This window comes from Paenibacillus sp. FSL R7-0216, from assembly GCF_037969915.1.
In the GTDB taxonomy this organism is placed as follows: Bacteria; Bacillota; Bacilli; order Paenibacillales; family Paenibacillaceae; genus Fontibacillus; species Fontibacillus rhizolycopersici.
Window position 1 is genome coordinate 573,877 of the sequence record NZ_CP150222.1, and the last position, 14,919, is coordinate 588,795.

Below are 14,919 nucleotides of genomic sequence, written 5' to 3' on the forward strand. Positions count from 1 at the left end.
AGCTCCATTCATCATTTTTTTAATTATGACAATAGTTGTCACTATTATGAGCTACACTAAGTACAAAGTCCAGCGAAACGGACTTGAACCGGCGCTTCGGTGTCCGGGGAAGTGACAACTAATAAGGAGCGGATCGAAAATGATCATGTTGGCTAGCCCGTTGATTGCGATGAATGGAGAAGCGGCAGAGGCGATTGCGTTTTATGAACAAGCGTTGGAGGCAAAGGTAGTCTTCAAGCAAACGTTCGGCGAAATACCGGAGCCCAAGGAGCCGATAAGCGAAGAGATGCAGAAGCGCATCAACCACTCGGTACTGAAGCTGGGAGACGCTGAAATGTACGTATCGGACAAGTTACCGGGAGAGACGCACAGCGTCGGCAACCAGGTGACCGTGTGCCTCACGGTAGACACGACGGAGCACGCGCAACGGTTGTTTGACGCCCTGAAGCAGGGGGGCGAGGTGCACCAACCGCTGCAGCCGATCTTTTTCAGTCCGGCGTATGGGATCGTCACCGACAAATTTGGCGTCACCTTCTACGTGTTTACGAAACGCCCGGCGTAAAGCCGGATCCTCGGCGGCCTTTTCGCTTTTTTGGCGAAAGGGCCGTTTTCCTATGCTATGATAGGGATTAGGAGAATGACAGGGAGGTGGGAGCCCGTGCCCCTACGCGAAATCACTGAGCAGGAATGGCTGATGCAAACGGAGAAGATGGTGGAGACAGAGAATGCGGAGAAGGCAAGCGGCAGAGAGGCTTTATTGTTCGTAACGGCTCTCTGCGGGACTTGCCAGTTGGCGGAAAAGATGCTGGAGATCGTCCTGGCATCCGGCCCCTGCATTCCAGTATCCAAGCTGAACATCAACTATACCCCGAAGCTGCGGGAGCGGTGGCAGATTGCCAGCGTCCCCTGTCTGGTCGTGCTGCAAGACGGCGTGCCGGTCCGACAGGAATACGCCATGCGTTCGGTGGTGGACTTAAGTGAGTGGCTTCGGGCCTGATCGCTTTGGTCAATAGTAAAAGGAAAGCGGTAACAACGGACTCTTAATTTTGCGATAAAGGTGGTTTTACTATGGAACTACGGGAAGCGGTAGAGATCATCGGGCGGATTCGCCGCAATATCAGTGAGGTGGTGGTTGGGAAGGAGGACGTGGTTGATCTGCTGCTCGCCGCCTTGCTCGGGAACGGGCATGTGCTGCTGGAGGACGTGCCGGGTACCGGGAAAACGCTGTTAGCCAAGGCGTTGGCCAAATCGCTCGGCGGCGAATTCAAGCGGATTCAGTTTACGCCGGACTTGCTGCCATCGGACTTGAGCGGCATTAATTTCTATAATCAAAAGACCGGCGAATTTGAGTTCCGCTCCGGGCCGGTGTTCACCCACGTGCTGCTGGCCGACGAGATTAACCGGGCGACACCGCGAACGCAGTCCAGCTTGCTGGAGTGCATGGAGGAGCGGCAGGTGACGATCGACGGAGTCACGCATACGCTTGCGGCCCCGTTTTTCGTTATGGCAACGCAAAATCCGGTCGATCAGCAGGGGACGTTCCCGCTGCCGGAAGCCCAATTGGATCGCTTCCTGATGCGGATCGCCATGGGGTACCCGACGTCCGATGAGGGGGTAGCCATTCTACGGCGCTTTAAGGAACGCCAGCCGCTAACGGAGCTTCGTCCAGCCGCCTCCGCCGCGGAGGTGGCGGAGGCGCAGCGGTTCGCGCAATCCGTCCGCGTGGAGGAAGACCTGCTCGCTTATATCGTGGCGATCACCGAGGCGACCCGCAAGCATCCGGAGGTTAAGTTGGGGGCGAGCCCGCGGGCGAGCATGAGCTTGCTGCGCGCCTCGCAAGGATTTGCGCTGCTGCACGGCCGCGATTATGTGACGCCGGACGATATCAAGACGGTGGCTGCGCCGGTTCTTGCGCATCGGCTGCTCTTGCGCCACGGGTTGCGCGGCGCAGACCAGCCTGGCGCCGAGGTGGTTCGCCAGGCACTCGAGCAGGTGGAGGTGCCGGCGGAGACCGTGCTTGCGGCAAAGGGGAGACAGGGGGACTAACCAATGTCGATGCAGCTACCATGGCTACTTGTCAGCGCCGTGCTGATTATCTTGCTGCTGGCGTTCGTGTATCGCAGGCGGGCGCTTAAAGGCATAAGCTATCGACGTTATTTCACCGAGCGGGCGGTGTTCGAAGGGGATACCGTCGAAATGGTCGAGGTCATCGCCAACGCCAAGCTGCTGCCGCTGCCGTGGCTGCGCCTCGAGTCGAGCATCGCCGCAGGCCTGACGTTCGGGCGGCAGAGCAATCTAAATATCCATGCCGGGGAAATCTATCAGAACCACAGCAGCTTGTTTTACTTGCGGTCCTACCGACAAATTACCCGGCGCCACGAGGTGACTTGCTCACGCCGGGGACAATACCGGCTAGAGTCGGCTACGATGACGACGGGCGATCCGCTGGGGCTGAATGCTGAGGTCAAGCGGTTCCCCCTGGATTTAGAACTGCTGGTGTACCCGCGGATTCTGGAGTTGCAGGAGCTGCCGCTGCCGAACCACAGCTGGCTGGGGGAGCTGCCCGTACGGCGCTGGATCATAGAGGATCCGTTCCTGACGGCGGGCATTCGCGAATACCGGGCCGGTGACCCGCTAGGCAACATCAACTGGAAAGCGACCGCTCGTACAGGCGAGTTGCAGGTACATAAACGCGATTATACAGCCGACCATCGGCTGATGATCTACCTGAACCTGGAGACCAGCGATTCGATGTGGAGAACGGTCATCGAACCGGAGCGTATCGAGATGGGGATCCGTTATGCCGCGACCGTGGCTGAACATGCGCTGCGCAGCGGCCTGGCAGCGGGATTTGCCAGCAATGCGCGTTTGGCCGACGGCCCAAATGAGCCCATCCGCATCGAGCCGCATACTTCCTCTGATCAGCTTACGTTGTTGCTTGAAACCATGGCTCGGATGGTGCTGGACAGAACCGCCTCGATGATTCGGATGCTGGAGATAGAAATCGAGGCAGGGGCGACCGATACCGACTACCTGATCATCTCCTGCCACCAGGGTGAGAAGCTGGCGGAAACCGCCGAGCTGCTGCGACAAAACGGCAACGGCGTGGAATGGATGGAGATTCCCGCAGATTAACTCGATAGACATGGAAAAAGCGCCGGTTAGGAATCCGGAGCTTTTTCTATTAATTTTGCCGTAAGCAGCAACCGTTCTGGAGCTGGCCCGACATAGGTGAACGGGTAACAGGTAATCAGTGTGAGCAGCGGCTCGGCGGAGGACTGGACCGCATCGGCATCGCTCTCGTCGACGATTCTCCGCCCCGTCACCTCATAGGTGTAACGTCCGGAGGTCGTTTCCACCTCAATCCGATCGCCCGCTTTCAACTTACCCAGATTGCGAAAAACGGTATCCCGGTGTCCGGCGAGCACGCTGTTGCCGTCTTCACCGGGGAGCGGGCTGCCGGTATAATGTCCGGCCCCCAGTTTAAGCGGTTCGCTCCCCGTCCCCTCTAAGATCGCATAGCGCTGATCAAGGGAGGGGAAGGCGATCTCGCCGAGAAGTTCGCCTTCCGCCGCCGTTCGGGCAGGCGTTGCCGAACTTCCATCGCCGCCCGTCTGCCGAAGATTTCCGACTAACGCCGGGGAAAGCGGGTTTTCGTCCGTTGTCCGCGCCGCGTTGCCACCCTCTGTTTCCCGCTGAAGCTCATCCCATTGCCGCAGGGCTTGCTGTGCCTCCAGCGGGGCACTGACTGCTTGGTACGTAGAGTAGGCCAAAACAACCAAGGAAATGGAAAACACCAGCCATGCGGCCATTCGCAGTAACGAACGTTTGCGCCGCATGTTTATCCCCGTCCGGATTTGCGTAGGAACATTCCGGTTCCGACCGTGGCGAACAAACTGATCAGAATCAGGTTAAACCACGGATTCGCTGTTTGTGGCAGCTCTTCCATCATACCCGAGCCGCTGTCGCCCGGCCCCGGCCCTGGTCCCGGTTCCGTCGGCGTTTGGGTTTGCTCCTGCGGCGGGAGAGCGGGGTCTTCCGGCTGCTCTGGCGTGGTGGAATCGGGATTGTCCGCGGAGGGATTCTCCGGAGGTTGCCCGCCTGGTAAATCCGGCTTCACCTCAGGGTTGCCTGGAGGATTACCGCCGTCCACCGGAGTTGGATTATTCGGCTGGGAAGGCCCCTCGCCTGGAGGATTCGAACCTCCGCCTCCGCCGTTCGAAGGCTCCTCGGCATAAGCGGAGAAGCTGAATGCGATCGTCGCCGATTTGCCTTGATACTCGTTACCGGCCTCTTCCGGAAATACCACGCTTAAATCCAGCTCGTTCTCCCCGCCCGCCGCAAGGCGTCCCAGGGCGATATCCTGTTGCTCCAGATGCAGCGCGCCGTCATAAATGACGGTGTCTCCGTCCTTCACCGTTAACTGCAGAACATCGAAGAACTCCGTGTCCCCCGTGACGAAGCGCGTACGCACCTTGTAATCGAAAGCGACGGTGCCGTCATTGGCGACCGTAAACGTGCGCTCTACCCGGTCCCCGGGCTTTAAATTGCTCATCGGCAGCTCACTGCTTAACTCCGTTCCGATCCGCAGTTTGATTTGGTCTGCGGCGCTGGCCTGTCCTGCATGCCACACGACCCCAGCCAGGATGGAAGCGGCGTACACAGCCATGGCATATTTGCGGTAGCCCCGAACCCTCACCCTCTTCAAATGATCCCATCCTTTCCCTTAAAACTCGGCCCTCCTAGCTTGCAGCAGACTGATAATGATGGAAGGTCAGTGTCATTCGCTGGTACGTTCGTTATAACGAACTAATACTTATGTCTATTATATATAAATTTCAATAAATGGGAAGGGGGAAAATCGGGCGAACGTTTCATCTCTCAGCGGGACCGGGTTCCTCGAACAAACCGTACCCAATCGCGCCCTGCTCTAAGAATTTCCTTAACTCCCGGAGGGCGGACGAGATAGTAGGGCGTGACCTGGCCGCCCCAGTTGGTCTTGGAGTATGCGACGGTCGGGAGATTGGCCCCGGCGAAATCGAATTCGGCGAAGCCGGCATCCGATAAATCCTGCAGGGCGAAGCTTTGCGATTGCTGAACCACGCCGCGGTTCAAATGTTCCGTCTTGCTGGCAGCGATCCACCCGAATGCGCGCCGGCCGTCTAATACAACCACAACGCTGGCGCTGACCGGCTCTCCGCTTGGCGCATAGCAGACATAGGCGCGAAAAGCTTGATCCCCAAGCAGGTCCTGGACCCGCTCAAGATCCTGCAGGGTAAGCTGGTGGCTGAAGCCTTGCCGCGACTCCGTGCCCTGCAAGCACTGATGCACCTCGCCCATGTCCCGCGTCACCGCCGTCCGGTAGCCAGCGGCGGTCGCCTTTTTGATTTTCGCGCGGATCTCCGTACTGGCCTGATCGAGGGTGTAGGGGAGCTTCACGATATACGTGTACTTCACCTCAGCTTTAAAACCGCTCCACAAGAAAGGGCGGATGTCGGCAATCTCAGGAGGAAGTACGAAGCTTGCGCTACGCTGCGCCTTCAGCAAATCCGGAATCATCGCTTTGGCTGCTTCGTGCCATTGGCGAGTCAGCTTGTAAGGCTTGTCTGTCGGGGTCGGGTAGAAGGCAAAGGGGTGGTAAGGGTTCAACGGCGGCAAATACAAGTGGCCTTTTCGGTTGAAGAACAACAGTCCCTCCGCCCGCGCAGCCGAATTTGGGGCTTCCCAATGGGTTAGGCGTGCGCTGCAGCCCCATTTGCGGACGTGAAATTCCGCCCATTTTTCCAATACATCGCGATTGTCCATAGGATTACCTCTGGTTTCTTTTTAAGGCATACCGTGCCTTACTGCCAGCCTATGATCTTGTCCATACGAATATGCGTGGAGGCGGGCGGGACCAACATGGCCATCAGCCGCTCCCTTCGGAGAGACTTGGCATTATATATAATCAAACGAATGCATAGGAGGGAAGACCATGATAACAGTAACGAATTTCGGGGCGAAGGGGAACGGAGTTACAGACGATACCGCGGCGATTCAGAAAGCGCTGAACCAGGCGGCGTCAACCGGAGATACCGTTTATTTTCCCAAGGGAGTTTACCTGGTCAATCCGGCCAAAACGTTGAGGGTTGGGGGCAATACCACGCTCAAGGGAGACGGACGTACCTCGATCATTCGCGCGGGGTCCAGCGGCTTTGGGTGGGAACTTATGCGGGTGACGGGCAAAGACACTCTGTTGACCGGCCTTGTCCTTGATGGCAATCGGCGGGTGAACCGGGTGCTGACGATCGCCGGGGGTAGCGCACGAGTTACGGTTCAAGGGTTGCTCGTACAGGGGGCCACGCATAGCAGTGACCGGCGCAGCGATTATTATGCGGGGGTTGTGTCCGGCATCGTCGTACTCGGCAACACAGAGTCGATTGCCATCCAGGGCGCAGAGATTGCGGACGTCATCGCTCGAAACGGAGGCGGAGCCGGTCTTGTCGCCCGAGGAATTTACGTCACAACAACCTGGGGGAGCAAGGAGCGGGCCGCACAAAAGGTATCGATCATCGGCTGCAGCATTCACCATATCGGGCCGGCGGACGATGGCGACGGCATTTATTACGAGGACCCGGCCATGGAAGAGAATCGCGGTACCCCAGTCGGTAGTCAAATCGTCGGAAACCGCTTCGATTATTGCGCCAAACGGGCGGTCAAGGTGTTTGCGAAAGGGGTCGCTGTGCGCGGCAATACGATCAACAATCCTTATTTGAGCAACAACTTCTATATGGGCGTGGAAAAAGGCCGATTGGCTCCGGACATGTATGCGGCGATCAGCATCTACGGGGGAGATAGCGAAGTAGAGGGAAACCAAATTGCCGGCAGGGGCAGCTTCTATGCCGCGATCGAAGTCGGGGCTGGGCCGGTCGTTGAGAATGTGACCATTCAAGGCAATGCCATCACCATGGGGAGCCAAAGTGAGATCAAAGGAACGACGGCGATTCGCCTCGGGAATATTCGCGATTTCGTCATCGGGGGCAATGAGCTGCAAAACGGCGAGCGAGGGATTTGGACTTGGCAAAACGCCGAGAATGGGCGAATCGAAAACAACGTGATCCGCATGCCGAAGGGCGGCGGGATCGACCTGACGACGTATCTGCGCGGGTACTCGCAAAGGAATCTCCTCTGTACGGGGAACCGAATTACCGCTGCCTCTTTCAAGGTGAAGACCTCCTCGACGACCAATCAAAACGTGGTGGTTCAATAAAACGTAAGGTGAATTTTATAAATCGGGCTACTAAATTGGCAGGACGCGGAATATAAGACTATATAGCAACCAACTTGGTAGAACGGTAGATACCACAGCTTGGCCCGAAAAGAGGTGAGTCAAAATTGGCGGAGGAAGCGGGAATCTTAGTCGTTTCGCTCGATTTCGAGCTCTATTGGGGAGTCCGCGATCTTTATACCAAGGCGGAGTATGGAACGAAATGGTTGCGAGAGAGGGAACGGATTTCCGACGTGCTAGAGTTGTTCCGGGAGTCCGGCGTCCATGCAACTTGGGCGACGGTGGGAATGCTGTTTTTTGCGGATCGTCACGAACTGCTGGCCGGTCTGCCGGCACTTAGGCCTAGTTACGCCGACAATAGGCTTTCGCCTTACGGTGAGATCGAAGCCGGATCTGTTGGGGAGGGTGAGGCAGAAGATCCTTACTTCTTTGCTCCAACGCTGATCGAGCATATCCGCCGAACCCCGGGCCAAGCGATTGGCTCGCATACGTTTTCGCATTTCTACTGTATGGAGAAAGGACAGACTGTCGACGAGTTTTACAGCGACCTGCAGGCTGCCGTAGCTGTAGCGGAGAAAAGAGGGATTCACCTCCAAAGCCTAGTGCTCCCGCGCAACCAGCTGCGCAGTCAGTACATGCGCAAACTCCCGGAACTCGGTTTCAAGACCTACCGGGGAAATCCACGCCACTCGCTATACAGGGCGGGATATTCGGTTTCCGATCACTTTCTGCGCCGGGCACTCAGGCTCGGCGACAGCTACATGAACCTGACCGGGCATCACACATACCCGGTGGATTCGATTTCGCCTAGACTGCCGATCGATCTGCCGGCAAGCTTCTTCTTCCGGACACCGCCAGGACCGCTTAGGCGGCTGGAGCCCCTTCGAATCAAGAGGATCAAGGACAGTATGACCCATGCCGCCCGGCAGGGACAGGTGTATCATCTCTGGCTTCATCCCTACAACGCGGCAGAAGATGAGACGTTCAGATCGTTGGAAGCCGTAGTGAAACACTACCGCCTTTTATCCGAACAGTACGGGATGATCAGCCTAAACATGGAAGAGCTTGGGGAACGGGTTCTGGCGGGAGCGGAGAAAGCGGCAATGGCTATCCCGGATGAACCTGTGGAATTTACAGAGAACCGGAGCTTGCAGGCATTAATCGAATGAGGTGAACAATCATGGATATGGTAGCCGTGTGGAACGCCGTCCGGCGGCATTTTCTGGCATTTATCATCGTATTGGCGGCTTGCGTCGGACTGGCTATTCTTCTGAATGAAGTGGTGACTCCCTCCTACCGCGCGAATGTAAGTCTGGTCGCCAATATCGCCTCGAATCCGGAATCGAGTACGTACAATGAGTTTCTGGCCAGCCAAATGCTGACCAAAACCTATGAGGATACCATTCAAAGCCGTTATGTCGCCGCCGAGGTCAAAAAGAAGGTATCCACCCCTGACACGGTCATCCAAATGCTGAAAAAGATCAAAGTCCGCACCGATCCGGGCACGCTGGTAATCCTGTTGTCATATACAGGAGACGAGCCTAAGCAGGCGGTAGCCATCGCCAACGCCTTCGCCGAAACGTTTATCGCCAAATCCAAAGAAATCGTGGAAGGAGCCAATGTTTCCATTCTCGATTACGCCAGTCTGGAGGAGACGAAGACGCCGGTCAGCCCGCGCAAGGCGTTGAATCTCGCGCTCGCCAGCTTCGTGGGTTTGTTTGCGGGACTGAGCTTGGCGCTGATTCTGGATGCCCGCCATATGCGCAACAAAAAAAGCCGACAGGCTCGTCGGCACCTGCCGGATGACTATTCGGAGCTTGGAGACGCCCTGGTCCGGATGGAGAAGAAATATAAAGGGAGGGCGGTCAAATGATGAATTTCGCCATCGCGGGCTGCGGGCATATTGCTTACAAGCATATCGACGCGATCGAAAAAACGGAAGGCGCTAGACTAGTGGCTATGTGCGATCCGAATCCGGCCCGTTTGGAGGAGCTGCGAGCGATCACGCCGGCCGCGTCTTATCCGGACCTCGGCACCATGCTGGCGCAGCAGCCGGACATTGACGCGGTATGCATCTGCGCGCCCAGCGGGTTGCACGGGGCACTGGCGCTGGAGGCGCTCCGGGCGGGCAAGCATCTCGTGCTGGAGAAGCCGGTGACGCTGGACCTGACGGAGGCGGAGCAGCTGCGGCAAGCCGTTCGCTTCAGCGGCGTCAAAGCAACGGTCGTACATCCGAATCGGTATCGACCGGCGATGAGAGTGCTTCAGGCGGCGCTGGCAGAGCAGCGGTTCGGCAAGCTGAGCCACGTGAACATGACCGTTCGCTGGAACCGCAGCCAAGCCTATTACGATCAGGCGGCCTGGCGGGGAACGAAGGCAATGGACGGCGGTGTTCTGCTGAATCAGGCGATTCATGGCCTGGACTTGCTGCAATGGTTGTTCGGCCCGGTTGCAGAGGTGAAGTCGCTGACAGCCACACGGCTGAAGCAGATCGAAGCGGAGGATGTGGCGATCGCGGCGATCCGGCTGGACAGCGGCGCGCTGGGCGTGATCGAAGCCGCCACCACGGTGTACGGGCATAACCTCGAGGAAAGCATCTCCGTGTTCGGGGAGGAAGGCTACGCCGTGATCGGCGGCAAGACGGCTAATTGGATCCGGCATTGGGTATGCGCTTCAATGTCACGGGAAGAGACGGAGGCGTTGATCCGCAGGGTGGACGAGGATCCTTACGGCGTGCCGGGTCACCAGTGTATCATTGCTGACTTGGTCCGGGCTGTTCGGGAAGACCGGGAACCGGAGATCTCGCTGGAGGACGGCATTCGCGCCGTGAAACTAGCCCTGGACATGACCGGCGGGGGCAGCGGTGAACCTGCCCATACCTTTAGATAGGAAGGAGGCGATAGCTGATGCATAGCGGGATGCAAAGCAGTTGGATGGAGAATACGAAGAATTCCGGGAACGGGCAAGCCGAACTGCTGCGTAAGCTAAGGGACAAAACCGCGGTAATCGGTGTGATTGGGTTGGGGTATGTCGGTCTGCCCCTGGCGGTCGAGAAAGCGAAAGCGGGCTATCGGGTCATCGGCTTTGACGTGCAGAGCCGGAAAATCGAAATGCTGAACCGCGGTCACAACTACATAGGTGATGTCGTAGACGAGGACTTGCGCGGGATGGTGGAAGACGGGCGGCTGCTGGCCACCGCCGAGTATGCGTTTTTGCAGGAAGTGGACGCCGTAGCGATCTGCGTACCGACCCCGCTGGATATTTATCAGCAGCCGGATACGAGCTACGTGGAGAATTCCACGCGGGAGATCGCTCGTTTTCTGCATCCGGGCATGCTGGTCGTGCTGGAAAGCACCACATACCCCGGGACGACGGAGGAGCTGGTGAAGCCCATCCTCGAGGCGACGGGACTTCGGTGCGGGGTGGATTTTTTCCTGGCGTATTCCCCGGAACGGGTGGACCCCGGCAACAAAACCTACAACACAAAGAATACGCCCAAGGTCGTCGGCGGCGTCACGCCTGCATGCTCGGAGGTAGCCGAAGCGTTGTACCGGCAGGTCCTGAACGGTGATGTGCACGTCGTATCCAGCCCGGCTGTCGCGGAAATGGAGAAGATTTACGAGAACACCTTCCGCCATATCAACATCGCTTTGGCGAATGAGATGGCTGTTCTCTGCAGCCGGATGGGAATCAACGTGTGGGAAGTGATCGAAGCGGCGAAGTCCAAGCCCTATGGATTTATGGCTTTTTATCCGGGCCCGGGGCTGGGCGGACATTGCATCCCCGTCGATCCGTTTTACCTGACGTGGAAAGCGCGGGAGTACGGATACCATACCCGATTGATCGAGTTGGCGGGGGAGATCAACAATGCGATGCCCGAGTTCGTCGTGCGGCGGATCGGCGACATCTTAAACGGGGATCGCAAATCGCTGAGCGGCTCGACCGTCTATTTGCTGGGCGTCGCGTACAAAAAGGACATCGACGATTACCGCGAATCGCCGGTGCTGAAGATGATCGAGCTGCTGGAGGAGCGGGGCGCTACCGTATGGACCAGTGACACCCATATCGCGGAGTTCAAGCACCATGGCCTCACCTATACGTGCGAGGAACTGACCGAGCAGCGCTTGCGGGAGGCCGATATCGCGGTGATCGCGACCGATCATTCGGGCTTTGACTATGAGCTGATCGGCCGCACCAGCCGCTGTCTGCTCGATACCCGGAACGCCATGAAGAACCAGGCGAAGCCGGAGCGGTATTACTTGCTGTAGTGTTCGCTCGCCTGGCTTGGTGCTGTCGGAGGGTTCAGTTACAGAACGCTTACTATTACATCAATAGGCGGTTTGGCGCGGAGACTCACCCATTAACCTTATGAGGAGTTAATCACATGAACGGATACGGATATATTCATGAAACCGCGGTTGTCGACCCGGGGGCACAGGTTGGGGAAGGGACGAAAGTGTGGCATTTCGCCCACGTGTCGTCCGGCGCGGTCGTCGGTAGCCGGTGCAGTCTGGGGCAGAATGTCTACATCGCAGACCGCGTCAGCATCGGCAACGGAGTCAAAATCCAAAACAACGTCTCCGTTTACGAAGGCGTCATTTTGGAGGACGAGGTGTTTTGCGGGCCAAGCATGGTCTTTACCAATGTGCGGACACCACGTGCGGCGTTTCCTCGCAACCGCAGCGAGGATTATCTCAGGACGCGGGTCGGGCGCGGCGCATCGATCGGAGCGAACGCTACCATCGTATGCGGGGTAACGATCGGGGAGTGGGCTTTGGTCGCAGCCGGGGCTGTCGTCACCCGTGATGTGCAGCCTTATGCGCTAATCGCCGGAGTACCCGGTCGGCGCATTGGCTGGGTGTGCCGCTGCGGCAAGACGCTGGGCTTTAGCGGCGGGGCAGGACGGTGCGGCGATTGCGGGCGGGAATACCGGCTGGAGCAGGACGCCGTGGCGATTATTAAGGAAGGGTGAGCGGGCATGGAACCATTACGTATCGGAGGACAACAAACAGACAGCACGGTCGGTAATCTGACGGATTCGGGAACGGCGACGGCCGCAGGAAAACCGCAGTCGGCGATTCCCCTGCTGGATCTGAAGCGGGAGGTTGCGGAGCTTAAGCCGCAGGTGATGCAGGCCATCGAAAGTGTGCTGGACGAAGCGGCGTTCATTATGGGCAACCAGGTCAAACAATTGGAGCAGGAAGCCGCCGAATACCTGGGAACCAAACATGCGATTGCGTTGAATTCCGGCACAGACGCGCTGGTCATCGCTTTGCTGGCGGCTGGAATCGGGCCTGGCGACGAGGTAATTACGACGCCGTTCACGTTCTTCGCCACGGCGGAAGCCATCAGTCGGGTGGGGGCGGAGCCGGTTTTTGCCGAGGTCGATCCGTTGACGTACAACCTAGATCTGGACAGCCTGGAGGCGGCGTTAACGACGCGCACGAAGGCGGTTATCCCCGTGCACCTGTTCGGCCGTCCGCTGGACATGGAGCGGTTGATGGACCTGGCCAGCCGCCGGGGGTTGATCGTGATTGAGGATGCGGCCCAGGCGTTTGGCGCCGAAGCAGGGGGACGGAAGATCGGAACGATTGGGGAGATGGGCTGTTATTCCTTTTTTCCGTCGAAGAATCTTGGGGCTTATGGGGATGGCGGCTTGCTGGTGACAAACGATTCCAGGTTGGCCGAAACTGCGGCGATGCTGCGGACCCATGGCTCGAAGCGAAAATACTACAACGAACGTGTGGGCTTCAATTCCCGGCTTGATGAGATTCAGGCGGCCATCCTCCGGGTCAAGCTGCCCCATATTGAGGCATGGAACGAAGACCGCCGTCAGGCCGCGGCGCGCTATCATGATCTGCTGCGGGACATCCCCGGGTTGATGCTTCCAGGCGAGGTGCCGGACGGCAACAAGCAGGTGTTCCACCAATATACGGTGCGCGTGCTGAACGGCCAGCGGGATGCGCTCCAGGCGGGGTTAGCCGAAGCCGGTATCAGCAGCATCGTGTATTACCCGCTGCCGGTCCATCGGCTTCCCGTTTATGCCGACCGAGGCCTGACGTTTCCGCTGGCGGAACGGTTGTCGCAGGAAGTGCTGTCCCTGCCGATTTGGCCGCAGATCGAGGCGGACGTGCAGGAACACATCGCGGGACACCTTCGCAGGCTGATGGGCTAATTTATTTTATTAAAGGACGGCTATGCCAAACATGATGAAGAATCTCTTCTCCCCATTCATCCGCTATCTCAGGCAACTCGGGAAGCTGCTGCGGATCCGGAACCTGCCCGGCCTGCTGCGGAAGCTCATGAATGACGGGTTCCTGCGGAACGTGGCCGTGCTGGCCAGCGGAACGATGATCAGCCAGGTGATCGTGATGGCGACGCTGCCGGTGTTGACGCGTCTTTATTCGCCGACGGAATACGGCACGTACTCCATGTACCTGTCCATCATCGGGATTTTGCTGATGGTCATCTCTTTTTCCTACGAAAATGCCATAACGCTGCCAGAGGATGACCGCACCGCCTCCAACGTGCTGAGTTTGTCGCTGCGCATCTGCGTCGGGGTCAGCATCGCCAGCGGCATCGGGATTCATATCTTAGAGGAGCCTCTGTCGGCTTGGCTGCACGAGTCCTATTTGACGCACTATTACCTGTTCTTTATCGTCAGCTTGTTCGGCGCCGGGTTTTACCAAATCCTGAACTACTGGTCGATCCGCAAAAAATACTTCAAACCGCTGGCACGGACGAAATATACGCAAAGCCTAAGCCAGGTTTCCTCGCAAATTGGGCTTAGCTTATTCAACCTCGGCCCGCTGGGGTTGATCATCGGTGACATCATCGGACGCTTCGGCGGTTTGCTGCCGCAGTGGAGGCTGTGGCGCCGGGATGTCAAAAGCCAGGCCATCACCTCGGATTGGGCCGACCTGAAAGAGAGCGCCTACCGGTACCGGAGGTTTCCGTTTCTGTCGATGGCCGCCGGTCTGTTGAATAGCGTTGTGCTGTACGTGCCAACCATCCTGCTCGCTTCGTTCTACGGTCCGCAGGTAGCCGGCTGGTTTGCGCTCTGCCAGCGCATTCTCGGCTCCCCGATGACGTTGATTATGACCTCTGTTCGCAACGTGTATTTGGCGGAATCCGCCGACTCCATGATCAATCACCCCCACAGACTTTATCCTTTGTTCCGCAAAACGGTTCGCAACGTCTTTCTGTTCGGCGCATTGGTCATCTTCTTCATCGTAGCCGTCGGCCCGTATATGTTCTCCTTCCTGTTCGGCGAGGAGTGGGCCCGGTCGGGCAGCTTTATTCGCATCCTGTCGATCATGTACCTGAGCCAGTTTGTGGCCAACTCCGTCGGCTCTACGATCGATGTCATGGAGCGTCAGGACCTGCACTTGTATCGGGAGATCATTCGCACGGCGTTGATCTTGGGTTCCCTGTACTTCGCCTGGTATACGCAGCAGTCGGTGGAGGTTGCCATCGGGCTGTTCAGCGCAGCGTCCACGCTGGGATACGTGCTGCATCTGGGGCTGTCGTGGCATTCGGTGCGGAAGTACAAAGGGGCGGACAGCGAAGGGGAGGCCTCCATAGGCACCTCCGCAGAAGCTTCCACCGAAGCCTCTGCAGAGCTATCACTACTGGGCAAGGAGCGAGGATAA

General features: G+C 57.9%; 15 protein-coding genes. 12 read left to right on the plus strand and 3 right to left on the minus strand.

Annotated features, from left to right (window positions below):
* The first annotated feature begins 139 nt into the window (after positions 1-139).
* The 4 genes from MKZ15_RS02390 to MKZ15_RS02405 all read left to right on the plus strand — a co-directional run bounded on the left by MKZ15_RS02390 (position 140) and on the right by MKZ15_RS02405 (position 3,135).
* The gene (locus MKZ15_RS02390) at positions 140-562 is read left to right on the plus strand and encodes a VOC family protein (protein WP_339819540.1); all 423 of its coding nucleotides are present in this window, start codon (positions 140-142) and stop codon (positions 560-562) included.
* Between the two features lie 96 nt (positions 563-658).
* Complete coding sequence (locus MKZ15_RS02395) at positions 659-997, plus strand: thioredoxin family protein (RefSeq protein ID WP_339819541.1); 339 nt, start codon at positions 659-661, stop codon at positions 995-997.
* Positions 998-1,068: 71 nt separating this feature from the next.
* Complete coding sequence (locus MKZ15_RS02400) at positions 1,069-2,046, plus strand: AAA family ATPase (RefSeq protein WP_213623205.1); 978 nt, start codon at positions 1,069-1,071, stop codon at positions 2,044-2,046.
* A 3-nt stretch (positions 2,047-2,049) separates the two neighbouring features.
* A complete protein-coding gene (locus MKZ15_RS02405) occupies positions 2,050-3,135 on the plus strand; it encodes a DUF58 domain-containing protein (protein ID WP_244868478.1) in 1,086 nt (361 codons plus the stop codon).
* Positions 3,136-3,161: 26 nt separating this feature from the next.
* Here MKZ15_RS02405 and MKZ15_RS02410 read toward each other — a convergent pair whose 3' ends face one another.
* The 3 genes from MKZ15_RS02410 to MKZ15_RS02420 form a co-directional block, all read right to left on the minus strand.
* Positions 3,162-3,839 (minus strand): class D sortase, encoded by a 678-nt coding sequence (locus tag MKZ15_RS02410; RefSeq protein WP_339819542.1) that lies wholly within the window; start codon positions 3,837-3,839, stop codon positions 3,162-3,164.
* Positions 3,840-3,841: 2 nt separating this feature from the next.
* Complete coding sequence (locus MKZ15_RS02415; RefSeq protein ID WP_213623207.1) at positions 3,842-4,708, minus strand: hypothetical protein; 867 nt, start codon at positions 4,706-4,708, stop codon at positions 3,842-3,844.
* A 173-nt stretch (positions 4,709-4,881) separates the two neighbouring features.
* A complete protein-coding gene (locus MKZ15_RS02420) occupies positions 4,882-5,805 on the minus strand; it encodes a GNAT family N-acetyltransferase (protein WP_339819543.1) in 924 nt (307 codons plus the stop codon).
* 169 nt (positions 5,806-5,974) lie between these two features.
* Between MKZ15_RS02420 and MKZ15_RS02425 the strand changes: the two genes are divergently transcribed.
* The 8 genes from MKZ15_RS02425 to MKZ15_RS02460 all read left to right on the plus strand — a co-directional run bounded on the left by MKZ15_RS02425 (position 5,975) and on the right by MKZ15_RS02460 (position 14,919).
* On the plus strand, positions 5,975-7,249 hold the full coding sequence (locus MKZ15_RS02425; protein ID WP_339819545.1) for a glycosyl hydrolase family 28-related protein: 1,275 nt from the start codon (positions 5,975-5,977) through the stop codon (positions 7,247-7,249).
* 125 nt (positions 7,250-7,374) lie between these two features.
* Positions 7,375-8,436: a polysaccharide deacetylase gene (locus tag MKZ15_RS02430; protein WP_339819546.1), complete on the plus strand. Its 1,062-nt coding sequence runs from the start codon at positions 7,375-7,377 to the stop codon at positions 8,434-8,436.
* Between the two features lie 11 nt (positions 8,437-8,447).
* The gene (locus tag MKZ15_RS02435) at positions 8,448-9,140 is read left to right on the plus strand and encodes a GNVR domain-containing protein (protein ID WP_213623211.1); all 693 of its coding nucleotides are present in this window, start codon (positions 8,448-8,450) and stop codon (positions 9,138-9,140) included.
* Positions 9,137-10,156 (plus strand): Gfo/Idh/MocA family oxidoreductase, encoded by a 1,020-nt coding sequence (locus tag MKZ15_RS02440; RefSeq protein WP_339819548.1) that lies wholly within the window; start codon positions 9,137-9,139, stop codon positions 10,154-10,156. Before MKZ15_RS02435 ends, MKZ15_RS02440 begins: the two co-directional genes overlap by 4 nt.
* A gap of 44 nt (positions 10,157-10,200) precedes the next feature.
* A complete protein-coding gene (locus tag MKZ15_RS02445) occupies positions 10,201-11,535 on the plus strand; it encodes a nucleotide sugar dehydrogenase (protein WP_339822260.1) in 1,335 nt (444 codons plus the stop codon).
* 116 nt (positions 11,536-11,651) lie between these two features.
* On the plus strand, positions 11,652-12,239 hold the full coding sequence (locus MKZ15_RS02450) for an acyltransferase (RefSeq protein WP_155606749.1): 588 nt from the start codon (positions 11,652-11,654) through the stop codon (positions 12,237-12,239).
* Between the two features lie 156 nt (positions 12,240-12,395).
* On the plus strand, positions 12,396-13,442 hold the full coding sequence (locus tag MKZ15_RS02455) for a DegT/DnrJ/EryC1/StrS family aminotransferase (protein WP_240908736.1): 1,047 nt from the start codon (positions 12,396-12,398) through the stop codon (positions 13,440-13,442).
* Positions 13,443-13,473: 31 nt separating this feature from the next.
* Positions 13,474-14,919 (plus strand): oligosaccharide flippase family protein, encoded by a 1,446-nt coding sequence (locus MKZ15_RS02460; RefSeq protein ID WP_339819552.1) that lies wholly within the window; start codon positions 13,474-13,476, stop codon positions 14,917-14,919.